This is a genomic window from Kitasatospora sp. NPDC057936, assembly GCF_042887525.1.
GTDB lineage: Bacteria > Actinomycetota > Actinomycetes > Streptomycetales > Streptomycetaceae > Kitasatospora.
In genome coordinates, this window is sequence record NZ_JBHVPD010000112.1 from 1 (window position 1) to 14,324 (window position 14,324).

Annotated in this window: 13 protein-coding genes; 4 read left to right on the plus strand and 9 right to left on the minus strand. The window is 69.7% G+C overall.

Features of this window, described 5'->3' with window-relative positions; genetic code table 11:
- The first annotated feature begins 85 nt into the window (after positions 1–85).
- The gene (gene lanKC, locus ACFVU9_RS38840) at positions 86–2,647 is read left to right on the plus strand and encodes a class III lanthionine synthetase LanKC (RefSeq protein WP_387601741.1); all 2,562 of its coding nucleotides are present in this window, start codon (positions 86–88) and stop codon (positions 2,645–2,647) included.
- A 148-nt stretch (positions 2,648–2,795) separates the two neighbouring features.
- On the opposite strand, the gene ACFVU9_RS38845 is transcribed toward lanKC, so the two are convergent.
- From ACFVU9_RS38845 to ACFVU9_RS38875, 7 genes are all read right to left on the minus strand, one after another.
- Complete coding sequence (locus ACFVU9_RS38845; RefSeq protein ID WP_387601744.1) at positions 2,796–3,599, minus strand: hypothetical protein; 804 nt, start codon at positions 3,597–3,599, stop codon at positions 2,796–2,798.
- 85 nt (positions 3,600–3,684) lie between these two features.
- On the minus strand, positions 3,685–3,867 hold the full coding sequence (locus ACFVU9_RS38850) for a hypothetical protein (RefSeq protein ID WP_387601747.1): 183 nt from the start codon (positions 3,865–3,867) through the stop codon (positions 3,685–3,687).
- Positions 3,864–5,234, minus strand: coding sequence for an NUDIX domain-containing protein (locus tag ACFVU9_RS38855; RefSeq protein WP_387601749.1), 1,371 nt, complete (start codon positions 5,232–5,234; stop codon positions 3,864–3,866). Before ACFVU9_RS38855 ends, ACFVU9_RS38850 begins: the two co-directional genes overlap by 4 nt.
- A gap of 153 nt (positions 5,235–5,387) precedes the next feature.
- Positions 5,388–6,554 (minus strand): hypothetical protein, encoded by a 1,167-nt coding sequence (locus ACFVU9_RS38860; RefSeq protein ID WP_387601752.1) that lies wholly within the window; start codon positions 6,552–6,554, stop codon positions 5,388–5,390.
- A gap of 4 nt (positions 6,555–6,558) precedes the next feature.
- The gene (locus ACFVU9_RS38865) at positions 6,559–6,981 is read right to left on the minus strand and encodes a hypothetical protein (RefSeq protein ID WP_387601754.1); all 423 of its coding nucleotides are present in this window, start codon (positions 6,979–6,981) and stop codon (positions 6,559–6,561) included.
- Entirely contained in the window at positions 6,978–7,997 is a 1,020-nt protein-coding gene (locus ACFVU9_RS38870; RefSeq protein ID WP_387601757.1) for a methyltransferase domain-containing protein, read from the minus strand. The genes ACFVU9_RS38865 and ACFVU9_RS38870 overlap by 4 nt, the downstream gene beginning before the upstream one ends.
- Before the next feature lie 192 nt (positions 7,998–8,189).
- Positions 8,190–8,873, minus strand: a complete 684-nt coding sequence (locus ACFVU9_RS38875; protein WP_387601760.1) for a RibD family protein — start codon at positions 8,871–8,873, stop codon at positions 8,190–8,192.
- Between the two features lie 176 nt (positions 8,874–9,049).
- Here ACFVU9_RS38875 and ACFVU9_RS38880 point away from each other — a divergent pair, with 176 nt between their 5' ends.
- Together ACFVU9_RS38880 and ACFVU9_RS38885 are read left to right on the plus strand one after the other, a co-directional pair.
- Complete coding sequence (locus tag ACFVU9_RS38880) at positions 9,050–9,481, plus strand: NUDIX domain-containing protein (RefSeq protein ID WP_387601762.1); 432 nt, start codon at positions 9,050–9,052, stop codon at positions 9,479–9,481.
- A gap of 81 nt (positions 9,482–9,562) precedes the next feature.
- Positions 9,563–10,573 (plus strand): PQQ-binding-like beta-propeller repeat protein, encoded by a 1,011-nt coding sequence (locus ACFVU9_RS38885; RefSeq protein ID WP_387601765.1) that lies wholly within the window; start codon positions 9,563–9,565, stop codon positions 10,571–10,573.
- 351 nt (positions 10,574–10,924) lie between these two features.
- Here the strand turns inward: ACFVU9_RS38885 and ACFVU9_RS38890 are convergent, their stop codons facing one another.
- Positions 10,925–11,875: a hypothetical protein gene (locus ACFVU9_RS38890; protein ID WP_387601768.1), complete on the minus strand. Its 951-nt coding sequence runs from the start codon at positions 11,873–11,875 to the stop codon at positions 10,925–10,927.
- Between the two features lie 167 nt (positions 11,876–12,042).
- Complete coding sequence (locus ACFVU9_RS38895) at positions 12,043–12,639, minus strand: ATP-binding protein (RefSeq protein WP_387601771.1); 597 nt, start codon at positions 12,637–12,639, stop codon at positions 12,043–12,045.
- A gap of 342 nt (positions 12,640–12,981) precedes the next feature.
- Here ACFVU9_RS38895 and ACFVU9_RS38900 point away from each other — a divergent pair, with 342 nt between their 5' ends.
- Positions 12,982–14,310: a hypothetical protein gene (locus ACFVU9_RS38900; protein ID WP_387601774.1), complete on the plus strand. Its 1,329-nt coding sequence runs from the start codon at positions 12,982–12,984 to the stop codon at positions 14,308–14,310.
- Positions 14,311–14,324 lie beyond the last annotated feature (14 nt).

Consider the following 14,324-nt stretch of genomic DNA (forward strand, 5'->3'; position numbering starts at 1 on the left):
GTGCAGCACCGGCGGCCGGCACGACCATGCGCGTCCCGCTGGCCGCCCCGGATCCGACCTCGTCGGACTGCACGAAGAAGGCACCATGATCGCCCAGGGCCACCTTGCCGCAGACCTGGTCTTCGTCGACACGCTCGACCGTCTCGCCGATTCCGACAGCCACTTCACCCGGGCGAGCACGCTCCCGCCCCCCGGCTGGCACCGGTCGGAGAGCGAGGGCTGGATCCGGATCGCCAGGACCGGTGTCCGACTCCCGGACCAGGGCTGGAAGATTCACATCTCGGCGACCGCCAACTCGGCCGACCGGGCGATCAGCACCACCTGGGACTACTGCACCGGCCAGGGCCTCAGCTTCAAGTTCCTGCGCAGCCTCGCGATCCTGCGCCACATCAACAGCAAACAGGCACCACGGACGGCGAGCGGCAAGCTCATCACCGTCTACCCCGCCGACGACCCGGCACTCGAACGGGCCCTGACCGACCTGTCCGCACTCCTGCACGACATCGAAGGGCCCTACATCCTCAGCGACCTGCGGTGGGGCGACGGCCCGCTGTATGTCCGCTACGGCGGCTTCCGGCCCGCGTACTGCTTCGACGCCGACGGCGAGCACGTCCTGGCCGTGCGCCGCGACGACGGCCTCCTCGTCCCGGACCACCGAGGCCCCGGCTTCCGGCCGCCGGCCTGGGCACCGGCGCCCCCGGTCCTGGCAAATCTCGTCCATGACCGCGGCGGCCGCAGGACCGTCACGTTCCCGTTCCGGATCGAGAAAGCCCTGCACTTCTCCAACGGTGGCGGGGTCTACCGGGCCGTCGAACGCGACACCGGCCGGCGCGTGATCCTCAAGGAGGCCAGGCCCCACGCCGGAATCGACAACCACGACCGGGATGCTGTCACCCGGCTGGCTCACGAACACCGCATCCTCGACCGCCTCGCGCACCTGGCCTGCGTACCCCGGGTCCACTCTCGCGTCCGCCATTGGGAACACCACTACCTCGTCCAGGAGTTCATCGACGGCAAGAGCCTCCTGGAGGCGGTCGGCCGACGGCACCCGCTCCTCGGCGACACCGCCGCTGCGGGCGATCGCGCCGACCTCGCCACCTACACCCGGTGGGCGACCGGCATCCTCGCCAGGATCGAGGCCGCGCTGGCGGACCTTCACCGCAGCGGCATCGTCTTCGGCGACCTCCAACCGTCCAACGTGATCGTGCGGCCCGACGACACCGTCTGCCTGATCGACTTCGAGACCTCTGTCGACGCCGACAACCCGACCGCCCCCGTCCTCGGCACGCCCGGATTCATCGCGCCCTGGGCCCGCACCGGCGCAGCCGTCGACACCTATGCCCTCGCCAGCCTCGGCTTGGCCCTCTTCTGCCCGCTGACACCCCTGCTGCCCCTCGACGACCGCAAACCCGAACAACTCATCCGCTGGGCCGAGCAGTGCTTCCCTCTGCCGGCCGGCACCGGGGACCGCCTGCGCGCCGCCCTCACTCCTCCCACCATCTCCAGCAAGACCCAGGACACCGACAACTGGCCACTCGACCCCTCCACCGACAGCACGGCGGCGCTCGACTCCCTGCGTGACGCGATCCTGCGCAGCGCCACCCCGGACCGGGACGACCGGCTCTTCCCCGGGGACGTGCGACAGTTCGACCGCCAAGGCGCATCCCTCGCCTTCGGCGCGGCCGGCGTGCTGCACGCCCTGCACGTCACCGGCCGCTCCGACTACCCCGCCTTCGGACAGCACGTCGACTGGCTGGTGGCCGCCGACCAAGCCGCACGCTCGCTACGGCCCGGCCTCTTCGACGGACTCGCCGGCATCGCCTGCGTCCTCGATGAACTCCAGCGCCCCGACGCCGCAGAGGCGACCCTCGATCGGCTAACCGGCTTCGACCTCCGAGGCTGCGGCATCGGCCTGTTCGGCGGCCTCGCCGGGATCGCCCTGGCACACCTGCACTTCCACCAGACCGAGCGCGCGGCCGAGATCGGCGAACGCCTCACGCGGGCCCTCACGGCTGACACCGGCCCGGGCGCCGACCGCGTCGGGCTCATGCACGGGTGGTCCGGCCCGGCTCTGCTCTTCACCCGGCTGTATAGCGTGACAGGCGACCTGGCGCACCTCGACCGCGCACACGCAGCCCTCGCCCGAGATCTCGCGCACTGCGAAGAGCTGCCCGGCGGGCGCGTCCGCGTCAGGGACGGACAGCGCCGCCTCGCCACTCTCGGCCGCGGCAGTGCCGGCATCGGCATCACCATCCACGAATACCTCCGGCACCGCGACGACCACCCCTACGCGCAGCTGCGGGACCATATTCGCGACAGCCTCGACTCCGAACTCCTCCTGTCCGCCGGCCTGCTCGACGGCCACGCCGGCCTGCTCTACAGCCTCACCCACCTCAGCGGCTCACCCGAAGCCATGGCAACCCAGCTACGCGGCCTCGTGCTACACGCCGTCCGCCACCAAGGAGACCGGGCCTTCGCCGGAGACGGGCAACTCCGCCTCTCCATGGACCTCGCCACCGGCACCGCCGGCGTCCTCTTGGCAGCCCACACCGCACTGAACGGCGTCCCGCAAGGTGACCGCGATTCCACGCTGCCGTACCCGCTACTCCCAGGACCGGCCCCACTACGGTCCCGCGCCCTTTCGTAGCCAATCGCACCGATGAACTTAGTCGAAACGCCGCAGCGGCAAGAGAACCGCGAGGCCGTCGAGTAGGTCCGGCTGGGCGCCATGCCTTCCTCCGGGAAGCGCTGCCGCGCCGACCAGACCCACGGGCGCCGCACGAGCCAGTTGACATCTACCAGTCCGGGATCGGAACGGACCTCAGGAGACCGGTCACGTCGTGAACGCCAGCTGGCAACGACTGCCCTTCGCCCCACCAAGAGTGGATCTCCTGCCAGTTGAGCTTTGCCGAGGAAACGCCGCGGTCCAGAGCTCGGAGGCACTCGTTCGTGAGAATCACCGCCGTCCAGACGAAGTTATCCGCGCGCAGGGGCCGGTAAGCTTCGTCGATCCGAGCGAACATCACCAGCACGTACAGGTCGTTCGCGGGCACCACGCCGTCGCGCACCAGCTCGAAGGGCACCGCATCCAACGGGCCGTGGCTTGGCGCATCGGGTGCGAAGCGGGCCTTGACCTGTATCCGGGCCAGTCCCGCGTATCGGTTCTGAGGCGGGCCCTCCGATCCGACACCGAACGCCCCGCCTGACGCCACATCCCATGCCCACCGCTCACCCTGGCGCTGCCGCCCAAACGCCTCCAGCGCCGGCACCCGCTCCACCAAAGACTGCCAGGGCACCGCAAGGTCGACAGCCAACGAGTTCCTGCGACCGTTCCCCGTCACCGGCATGGAGCCGAGCGCCGGACCAAACTCGCCAGAGCCATCAAGACCAGTGCGGACGCCTCGTGCCCTCTCGTAGGCCGACCGCACCGATGAACTCGGCCAAAGCGCCGCAGCAGCGAGAGACTCTGCGAGGCCACCGATCGGGTCGCTGCGGTTGGTCGCCAAGCCCGCCTCCAGGAAGCGGTCCCGTGCCGACCAGAAGCCAAGCAGGACGTCGCCCAGTACGGGAGCGTCGCCGCTCGAAGCGTTCACGTCCAAGACTGACCTCACTCCTTCTCGACGGTAGAGCCGGATAGGCTGGGGAGCAGAAAACCGACAGCTTCAATCTCGACACATGGCTTGCCTAGTGAACGCTCGGGAGGTGCCACAGCCCGTCGGCGTAGCTGGTGTTGCGGCGCCGCCCGAGCAGTACCGTGCCGGCGTCGGCCAGGACGAGGTGGACGCCGACGACCAGCGTGAGCGGATCCGTCTTCGGCTGGTGAGGCTTCGAGCCGGCCGGGTGGCCGTTGTCGTCGAGCCGGGTCATGAGGTCCTCCCGGTGGGCTGGTCGGCCGCCGCGGCGAGCAGCGGCAGGTAATGCTGCATGTAGGGCGGGACGTTGAGTGCGAGGACCTCGTCCAGAGGGACCATGCGCACGCCCTGGCCCTCGTCGCCGAGCCGCAGCTCGCTGTCGGGGCCGTCCCAGACGGCGTGCAGGACGCGGGTGAGCGGGAGGCCGAGGTCGTGATGTGGGTCGGGGAGGCTCCGGAGCCCGGTGATCTCGATGCCGGCCTCCTCGCGGACCTCGCGCACCGCGCTCTCCCGGGGGCTCTCGTCGGCCTCGCGCCAGCCGCCGATCGGAGTCCAGCAGCCGGGCCAGGGCATGCCCGGCCTGCCTTCGCGCAGGTGCATCAGCAGTCGACCCGCGGGGTCGGTTACGAAGACCAGGACGCCCTCGAAGTCGTCGTCGGCCGGTGTAGGGCGCTCCAGGTAGAGCGGGACACCGCAGCGGTGGGCGCGCAGCACCTGCCGGAGCCGCTGGTAGCGGGCGGGGGTCATCCGGGAGCGCCAGTTGTGGGGCGTCTCGAACCGGAACTCGGTGTGCTCAGGATCGAGCCGGATCCGGGCCTGCTGCTCTGCGGTCAGTGTGCCGCCGTCGAATACGTAGCCGGCGACCGGGATCGGGTAGTCGGCGTCGGCCTGCGTGTGGATCACGGCGACCAGGCGCCGCCGGAGCACCTGCGGGTTCTCCGCGGCTAGGTCCAGGCCCAGCTCCTCCCGGGCCTCGCGCAGTGCGGCGTCAAAGGGGCTCTCGCCGTGCTCGACGTTGCCGCCGGGCATGTTCCACACGCTCGGGTCGATGGTCGAGCGCATCCCGAGGACGCGGCCGGCAGGGTCGGTGACGAGGAGACAGCCGTAGGTGGTGGGGCGGGCGATGGTGGTGATGTAGCCGCCGACGGGCCGCCAGCCGGGGTTCGCGAGGCGGCCGGTGAGCCACGTGATGACCTCGCGCTGTCCGTCGCCGGTGTGTGGCAGCTCGTCGGGGCTCGCCCACTGGTAGGCGTCGTGCTCTGCTGAAAGGGTCACGGCGGTGCCCTCCGGGACGACGGCGGTGAACACGAACTGCCGGACCCGGCGGCCGTTCTGGTTGGTGAAGTCCAGGTGCCGCGCGTACTCCAGCCGATGGCCGGTGAGCCCGGTCTCCTCGACCAGCTCACGCGCCGCGCCCGCCGGCACGTGCTCGTCACCTTCCTGGGCGCCGCCCGGGTACTCCCACAGGCCGGGCAGGACATCGTGCGCGGCCCGCCGGATCATCAGGACCCGGCCGGAGGCGTCGCGGACCACAACACCGACGCCGATCCGTTCGATGCCTTCCTGGAAGGCCAGGTCGGTGAGCACGTTGAAGTCGATCACTGGGAGGACCCCTCGATCTCTCGGGCGGGAATGACCCGCGGGTCGGTTCGGGCCTTCGCCGCGCACCTGCCACGAGCAGTCGGCCGGCGGGCGCGCGGGAGTGCTGAACCAGGGTGTTGTTCGAAGCCCAAGTGGGCTGGTAAAAGGCCGAGTTCAGGGATATGTCGCAGAGTGGGTGGTGTCTGATGATGGTGCTGTTCGAATGCGGCGTTCAAGTGGATTGGCTCCGGGCGAGCCCGGGTCGAACGGGGACTTTTCGAGCACCCCCCGAGCCTGGGAGAGGGCGTCCTCCAGTCGTTCGCGGATGGCTTCTGGGAGGCAGGCGGAGCCCAGCGTGCAAGCGGCGAGCGAGCGTTCGAGCACGGCTGCGCGGCCGGGTCCGAGGCCGTCGCGGACGTCCTGATGGGCGAGGAGGTCGCGCAGTGCGTAGCCGTCGCCCGATTCACCCGTTCGGCTGGACAGCTGCTCGATCAGGTTTCGGGCGGCGGGCGCTTCTGGGTCGGCGGCGTCGAGCGCGCTCAGGGCGAGACGGGTGGTGAACACGGCCAGGCCCTCGTCCGGTTCGAAGGCGAGGCAGTGGCCGATGGCGGCCTCAGCGATGCGCGCGTCGCCGGGGCGGCACAGCGCGGTGAGCACCGCGGTGACGGCGTCCTCCCAGGGGTTGCCCGGCTCGGTGACGGCCAGCAGGGCGAGAGCACCAGGGAGGTCACCGGTGGTGGCGCGGGCGAGGACGGCGGTATGGCGGCCGTCGAGCATGTGCAGCCCGACGCCCCGATGCTCCTCAAGGTGGCGGACGGCATCGCTCCAGCGGCCGGCGGAAGTGAGGGCGCGGGTGCCGTCGGCGAGCACGACGCGCCACAGCCACGCCCGGACCTCGGCGCGCTGCTCGGCGGTCTCGGTGAGCTGGGCGGGCACGGTGATGCCATCGAGTGCCGTCTCGATGGCGCCGGTGATGGCCTCGTAGAGGTCGAGCAGGAGCTGGTGGCCCTGTTGGTGGCGGCCCGCGCGGATGTGGAGACGGGCGAGGTTGACGAGTGGCTCCAGGCCGCGGATGGCGCTCATCGCGGGGAGCGGGCCGCGGGTGAGGTAGAGCGTGGCGTGGCGGTGGCACAGGTCGCGGGCGTAGTCGGGCAGGCCGACGTCGGAGGCGAGGAGAGCAGCCTGGTTGAAGACGGTAGATGCCAGGCCAGGGTTGGTCTGCCGCGCGGCCGTGTCGGCCAGCTCCTGAAGCTGGCCGACACGGGCGTCGAGGGGCAGGCACGCGGGCCGGATCCGGGCGACCAGCGGGAAGCGCTGGGCTATGGGTCCGGTCGGGTGCACGTGGCTACTCCCAGATGACGGTGATTGGGTGGTGGGGGCGGTCCAGGACGAAGCGGCCGGCGGACGGGTCGGCGGGGGCGCCGGGGGTGTCCGGGAGCTCGAAGCGGAGAGGGCGGTCGCGGAAGGCGGTGTTCCAGGTGCGGAGTTGCTCGGAGACGAGGTCGGCGAGGGCGGCGCCGGCGGGGCCGTGGCCGACGACGCCGGTCTCATACACCTTGCGGCCGTCGCTGCCGGGCTCGCCGACGCGCAGGGTGAGGTAGGCGAGGGAGTCGTCCTGGATGGTGGCCATGGCGCCCCAGGGGAGCATGGGGGTGACGCCGCGATCCTGGGCGGTCTTGGCCACGCTCATCCGCATGATCGAGTTGGGCAGGGTGAGGGCCAGCCACAGGTCGTGGTACTCGTAGGTGGTGCCAGCCGGGATGGTCACGCCGGTCCAGCGCTCGTGGCGCTCGGTGGTGAGGACCCCGAGCAGCGCGGAGGCGACGACCGCGTCGGTCTGGTCCTTGTGGACTTGGAGGGTGACGTCGCCCGGCTCGTGAGGGCCACGGTGCGCCGCTCGTCGTCCATGCTGCCGCGCAGCGGCATGAAGACGGCGAGCCGGTCGTCGACCGATGCCCAGGCGTCGCCGTCGCGCTCGAAGGCGATGACGCGGGAGGCGGCGCCGCGCAGCCGCAGCGGCAGGAGGATCCGGCCGCCCGGCTTGACCTGCTGGAGCCAGGCGGTTGGCATCTCGCTGGTGCTCACGGTGGCGATCACCCGGTCGTATGGCACGCCGTCGGGGTGGCCGAGGGCGCCGTCGCCGAGGATGACGTCCACGTTGGTGATCCCGGCGTCCGAGAGGTGCTTGCGGGCACCGTCGACGAGGTCGTCGTCCACGTCCACCGCGACCACGTGCCCGTCCGGGCCAACGATGGTGGCCATGTAGGCCGCGTTGACGCCGGTCCCGGCACCGGCCTCGAAGATCCGCTCACCGGGCTGGGCGGCGAGCTGCTCCAGCATTATGGCGACGATCGTGGGCTGGGAGGCCGCGCTGATCTGCGTGCCGGATCCGTCGGTTTTGGTGTAGGTCGGGTTGTCGGCGTAGGCGACATCGAGCGGGAAGCTGGGCAGGAAGTGCTTGCGCGGGACGGCGCGGAAGGCGGCCTCGACCGGGGCGCTGGTGATGTGCTTTCCGGTCAGCAGGCGCTCGGTGAGGGCGTCGCGCAGCTGGTCAGCAGCCGGAGTGTCGGCACTGTCGCTGAGAGTCACGGTGGCGACCCTAGTGGTTGTGCGGATGGTTGGCTGCGAGGGCGCGGGGTCCTCGCCGGAGTGGAAGACTGCGGCCACCGCCCTTGCGGCGGTGACGGATTGGTGATCGACGGGCACGCCGGTGCGGTTGGCGTGGAAGAACACGTGGTGGGCGAGGACGGCGCGCAGTCCGCGGGTGAGCCGGCCGTCGGGCACCAGGCCGACGAGGTCCTGCCCGGCCCTCTCATGGGGTCGTGGTCCTTTCGGCCTACCTCACGGCTTCTCGCAGGCTACCTGCCTGCTGTTCGGTCGCCGGACCCGCCCGCGCACGATCATCGGTACCCGGATCAACGATCTCGGGACCCCGCAGTGGGGCGAGGCGGGCGGTAAGCGGAGGACCGTCGGTGGTCAGCTTGAGGGGACCTTGGGGGCGTACCGCAGGAGGACGACGTCGCCGATCGTCCGGGCTTCGAGGAGTGCCATCCGTCGGCTGCTGCCACCAGGGTAATTCGCGGGGTTGAGGAAGCGGGGAGCGTCGGTGTCGCCGACGAGCAGCGGGGCGATGGCGAGGTGGATCTCGTCGGCCAGCCCCTGCGAGAGGAACTGGGTGTGGATCTGCCCGCCACCCTCGACCATGAGGCGCTGAACCCCACGGGTGGCGAGGTCGTCGAGCAGTGCACCGAAGTCGACGGTGGGGCCGGTGCTCACGACGTCGGCGAGGCCGTCGAGCGTTTCCCGGAGCTTCGGTGCGGCGGCGTCGGTGGTGTAGACGACCTTCTTGTCGCCGAAGTGCCAGAACTTGAGGTCCCGGCTGAGGTCGCCGCCGGCGGAGATGGTGACCTTGAGGGGGTACTCCGGCTTGCCGGCTGCGATCCGGTCGGCGCGGCGCTTGTCGCTGTTGACCAGGAGACGGGGATTGTCGCTGCGCAGGGTGTTGCCGCCGATGAGGATGGCGTCGGATTCGGCGCGAACCTGGTCGACGCGGTCGAAGTCCTCGGCGTTCGACAGCAGGAGACGTTCGGGCGAGGTGTCGTCGATGTGACCGTCGACGGAGGTCGCGACGCTGAGCAGGACGAAGGGGCGGGTGGCCATCGGCGGTCCGTTCTCTCGGTGGTACGGGCTCTTCGGTGAGCACACTTCATACAGGAGCGGGCTGTTGAGGGCCTGCCGGAACTGGTCCACCTCGGGAACGCCTGGCATCGTTGCAGTAGTCGCGCAACTGCTGACTTCGACAGACCCGTGCCCACCCATGCACTCCGGAAGAAGCGATGAACGGACCGGCAGAACAGCCCTACGTGCCAACGGCTTTCCCGATCTCCATCAAGGGCGTGGTGCTCGACCCGCAGGGACGAGCGCTGCTGCTGAAGAACGAGCGCCAGGAGTGGGAACTGCCCGGAGGAAAGCTGGAGGGCACCGAGACCCCGGAGGAGCGGGTGGTCGCGGAGATCCAGGAGGAGAGCGGCTGGACGGCGGCTGCCGGCCCGCTGCTGGACGTGTGGATGTACGAGCCGATTCCCGGCCGTCGGGTCTTCATCGTCACCTACGGCTGCACGGTCATCGACGCGCACAAGGCTCCGGTCGTCAGCCACGAGCACAAGGAGGCCGGCCTCTTCCACCGCGACGAGGTGCCCGGCCTGGTCATGCCACAGGGCTACAAGGACTCCGTCGCCCGCTGGTACGAACTGTGGGACCGGGTCTGACCGGTGGCCGGGACCGGCCCACACATAGCACCCTCCCAGAATCTCGTTGCACCACCGGTACACCACTGCTGGAATGAGCCCATGTTCGGGCGGACGGTGTGGGAGCGGAATCTTCATCAGGCGGGTCACGCGGCCGGGCTGGCGGTGACCGCCGAGCACATCGTCGTCCACGAGCGGTGGACTCGTCTGGTTGGTCTCGATCCCCTTGACGGCGCACAACGCTGGGATATTCCGGTGGGCACCTGGCCGCGCGCGATCGTCATCGTCGGCGAACGCTGCCTGGTGATCCCGCAGAACCTCCCGCGACTGTCCTGCCTGGACGTGCGCACCGGGGAAGTGCTGTGGAGCGCGCAGCTGGCCGAGTTCACCGGACATCTGGTGGCGACGCGCGACACCGTCCTGGTCGGCGGCTGGCGCGGCTACACCCCGCTCACCGCGTTCGACCTGGAGACCGGAACGCTGCTGTGGCGCAGTCCCGAGTGTGTCGAGATCGCGGTCCCGGTGGTGATGGAAGCCGGCGTATTGGTCGGTGAGCCGCACGGCGACGAGATCCGCTTGATCGATCCGCGTGATGGACGGATCAAGTCGCAGTGGTCGCTTCCCGAGCCGCTGGCCTCGGGTGACGCGCAGCCGGTCCTTACGCCGCTGGATTGCGATCGGGTCCTTGCGCGTTGCGGGTCGCAGACCCTGCTCGACATCTCGCTCTCCACCGGAGCTGCCGCAGTCTTCTTGCGATCCGACTTGTGCGATCTGGCAGCGCGGGCGGTGCACCGGACCGGCTCGATCCTCTGGGTGCCCGAGGCGCGCCGCACGGTCATGACCCTCGACGCACACGACGGAAGGCCGCTGCGGCGATTCGCCGGAGCGGACGTCGATCAGGCCGTCCAGACCGACTCGGGGTTTGTGGTCGCGGATTTCACCGGAAGGCTGGCCCTGGTCGATCCGGACCCGGAGGCACCGACGTACTCGACGCACTCCAGGCGCATCACCCAGAGGATCAGGGCCCTTCGTGCCCACGGTTCCACCACGGTACTGGTCTTGACCAAGGGCACGTTGCGCGTCGTCGACGTCGATACGACAGCCGGTCCATGACCGACGGCGCCGGGCCGTTCGGGCAGCTCCGGCCGTCCGACGTGATCGGCGATCCGATGGCCCCGGGCGACGCCGGTGCACTTGCCGCCCCCCTTCGGTCACCCAAGCCCACCTGATTCCCTCCAGATATAGATAGGGCGAAGACCTACATGACGCCCTTTCAGGGGCCAGGGCAGCCTGCGCCGCCTGGCGGAGCCAGCTGGGCGCTGATCTTCGATGGATTGTCCATCGCGGGGTGGCTTGGTGCCGAAGGCGTTCTGGGGACCGGGGCCTTCGGGGCGGCGGAGGAGATGATCACCGCGCAGAAAATGGTGATCGCTGCTGCGGCGATGACGATGCGAAGCGTCGGCATCACCGCCCCCAGTTCCACGGAGGACGGTGTGCGCCGCGCAGGCAGGCGATCTGGTGGTCGGCCTGCTGGCGGGTGCGGGAGTCGAGGTGGGCGCGGCGGACAGTGCTCATGACCTCGGCGAGCACGATGACGTCGCGCACGACCTGGTAGTCCGGCCAGGCGCCGATGTGGCCGTGCAGTGCGCGGGTTTCGGCGTTGGCGTGGGCGGTGTAGGCCGCGGTGTAGCCGACGTTGTCGTTGAGGTGGCCGAGGAGGAGGTCGGAGCGCCAGCGGGCGGCGATGAGGTCCCACTCCAGGTGCCCGTGGAGGAGAGGGTGCTGGAGAAGGAGCCTCGGGGCGGCTCGGGTGCCGTGGCAGCGTGGTGCGTGGCGGGTGCCGAGGATGGGGGTGAGTGGGGTCGGCCAGTCGATGTCCACCCACTCCTCGCGTAGTTGGTCGGTGTGGTCGTGGAGGAAGCGCTTGGCGGGGTCGGCGAGGGGCGTGTCGTCGAGGCCGTCGAGGAGGCCGTTGAACGGGTCGTGCTGGTCTTCCGCGAGCCATGGTGCCGTCGTCGTGTCGATTCGGTGGATGCCGGCGGTTACCCGTGCGCTGGCGGCGGGGTCGTGCCGTTGTGGGCCGGGAGGGCGCCAGAAGGTGACGGCGTGGCCGCCAGCGGTCAGGACGTCGGTGTAGTGCGGGGCGACGACGGGCACTTGGTGGTGCTCCAGCAGCTTCGCACTCTTGACCAGGGCCCAGGCCTCGTCGGTGTCTCGGTGGAGGATGGCGAGCGCGTTCGAGTGGGGGAGTTCCCAGGCGTGGGCCGGGTGCTCGCTGACCAGTTCGGCCTGCTCCGGGTTGTCGGCGGTGGTGACGCAGACCTGGGTGAGGGCCGAGTACGAGGCCGTGATCGCCTGTCTGCGGGCCGTGCTGGTGGTTTTGAGAAGCATTCTGGTGCGCGGGCCAGCGCTCATGGGCAGGTACCTCGGGTACGAAGTTGGTGGATAAGGGTGTCCGATCGAGGCCACCCGTCCGACGCGGTGGTTGTGGCCCGGCCCGGCGGCGGCACGGAAGCGGTGCGACTGCCGGCCTGGCGCCCCGGACGGGACTCCAGGTGCGGGCGGGCCCGTTACGGTGCCGTCTATGCGGCGGAGTGCTTCGTCGGCCAGGCCGCATCGGCCCGACCGGGCGCCTGCGGGCGAGCAGCCGTCGCTTCGGCGCGCGCTGCGGGCACCGCTTGGCATCGACTGGGATCCGGCTGCACTTCCGCTTGCGCGGTGGCCTGGCCGGTGGCTGACGGGATCGTAACGTCGAGTTCGAACCACACGGACCAGCCGACGACCTCACCGAGGTCGTTCGTGCGCTGGCCCCAGCCGGCGTCGTCGGCGTAGCCGCAGATGACGGCGAGCCCCCTTCCGCCGGTTGCTTCCAGGTCGCCCACGCGTCCCTCCATCAGCGGAACAGCGAGGCCGCCGTCCGTAACCGTGATGCGGAGTCGCTGTCGTGCCGAGTCGATGCCAACCTCGATCAGCAACTCGCTTGCACGGCAGTCTCCTTGGCCACCGCCGTGCTTGATGCCGTTGTCGATGGCCTCCGACGAACACAGGCGAAGCGCGTATCGTCGGCCTTCGTCGAGACCGACGTGAGCCAGGGTGGAGACGTGGCACAGCAGCCTGTTGCGGGCGTGAGCGACGCAGGCCGCCTGGAGCGGGGTCGTGAAGTGCAAGACGCGGTGCATGAAAGATCCTCCGGGCTCATCACGAGGGCAGTTGGTCCCGGGCCGGTGGCAGTGGAGGCAAGCCACGGTCATCGCCTGTCCACAGAGGATTCGTCCGACAGCGGCGCCCATGCAATCGGAAGGAGTTGCGGTTCTGCGTCGCACTTACTGCTTCGGGTCTCGGGAACAGGCAGAAACCCGAATCCATTACTGTTTTTGAGTGAGCATCAATTGGGACAGCAACTAAGCTGACTGACAGTCAAGTGTGATTACAGGGGAGATGAGGCGCCGGTGCACAAGCCGTCCTGCGCAGCGCGCGTCAGAGCAACCGCCGCGGCGAACGGCTGGACGATCACATCGACCGTGACCGCGATCGTCGAGTGCTGTGGCGTGAGTCGGCTTCGTGGACACCGCCTGGCCAGGGGGTGGACGCTTCAGCGGACAGTCGACGAACTGATCAAGATGTGCGACGAGTTGAAGCTCCCCCGATCGAATGTGGATCCGGACCAGCTCGGGGCGTGGGAGAAATCCCGAACCCCGCGGGCACAGACCATCGACCTGCTGTGTCGCCTCTACGAGACGGACGCGCAGGGACTGGGAATGTCCGGCAGCTACCAGCCTGAAGTCCTTCGCGTGGCTGTAGCTCTCCCTTCGATTCCGGCGGTCTCTGGCGCCCTCCAGGCGTCTCGTCAACCGGATCCGGGCGCCGGGCCTGGTCTGGGTGCTCCGTCGGATGACCTCGTCGACTCGTATCGCCGCGCAGTCGAAAGCACCCTTGCACGAACAACAGCCACTGCAGGGCAACTGGAGGTGTTCGACGAACGGATCAGAGATCTCCGCCGGGCCTACGTGGTCGCGCCTCCGGCCGAGATGCTGGTGCAACTGCTGCGGAATCTCGAGGCGGTTCGTCTCTTCGCCGATGAACGACAGCCCGCCGCCGTGCAGGTCCGTCTATCGGAGATGATCGCCGTGCTCTCCACCCTGATCGCAGACGCCCTGATGAAGCTGGGGCGCCTGGACCAGGCGCAGATGTGGTACGGGACCGCACGATCGGCCGCCGACGACACCGGAAACGGCGAGCTGCGGGCGCGGGTTCGGGTTCAGGCTGCGATGCTTCCGTATTACTACGGGCCGTTGGACCGAGCCGCCGGTCTCACCCGCGAGGCCCGCCTCCTCAACCGCGGACGCCCCACCGTCACCGGGGCCTTCGCCGCCGCTGCCGAGGCTCGTGTCCGGGCTCGCCAAGGCGACCACGACGGCGCCCGCGCTGCCATCAAGCTGGCCCACGACTTGTTCGACCGCTGCGGGCAGACGACCGCCGAAAACGACGCATGGGCGTTCCCGCTGCGCCGCTTCCTGCTGTACCTGTCGGGGGCGTATACCTTCCTTGGAAGCACCTCAGACGCCCAACGTGCCCAGAACGAGGCTCTCCTGCTGTATCCCGACCACACTGGCATCGACCCGGCTCTCCTGCACCTGGAGCAGGCCATGTGCCTGATCCACGAGCACAGCGTGATCGAAGCCTGCGAGCTCGCGTCCCGCACCTACTGCACGGTGCCCGAGGCGCACCGTACCGAGATCCTCGGCGTTCGAGCTCTGGAAATCATCAAGATACTGCCGGAACAGGTGCGGACCGCGCGCGCGGTGCGGGAACTCGGCGAGGTCCTGGCCCTGCCCGCCGGCGCGACGTGACACGGAGGGCCGTC

What these genes read in the sequence shown, in the direction of transcription:
- ACFVU9_RS38850 (WP_387601747.1), bottom strand. Translation starts at nt 3,867, where the DNA reads ATGACCCGGCTCGACGACAACGGCCACCCGGCCGGCTCGAAGCCTCAC.
- ACFVU9_RS38875 (WP_387601760.1), bottom strand. Translation starts at nt 8,873, where the DNA reads ATGGCCACCCGCCCCTTCGTCCTGCTCAGCGTCGCGACCTCCGTCGAC.
- ACFVU9_RS38895 (WP_387601771.1), bottom strand. Translation starts at nt 12,639, where the DNA reads ATGCACCGCGTCTTGCACTTCACGACCCCGCTCCAGGCGGCCTGCGTC.
- ACFVU9_RS38880 (WP_387601762.1), top strand. Translation starts at nt 9,050, where the DNA reads ATGAACGGACCGGCAGAACAGCCCTACGTGCCAACGGCTTTCCCGATC.
- lanKC (WP_387601741.1), top strand. Translation starts at nt 86, where the DNA reads ATGATCGCCCAGGGCCACCTTGCCGCAGACCTGGTCTTCGTCGACACG.
- ACFVU9_RS38885 (WP_387601765.1), top strand. Translation starts at nt 9,563, where the DNA reads ATGTTCGGGCGGACGGTGTGGGAGCGGAATCTTCATCAGGCGGGTCAC.
- ACFVU9_RS38890 (WP_387601768.1), bottom strand. Translation starts at nt 11,875, where the DNA reads ATGAGCGCTGGCCCGCGCACCAGAATGCTTCTCAAAACCACCAGCACG.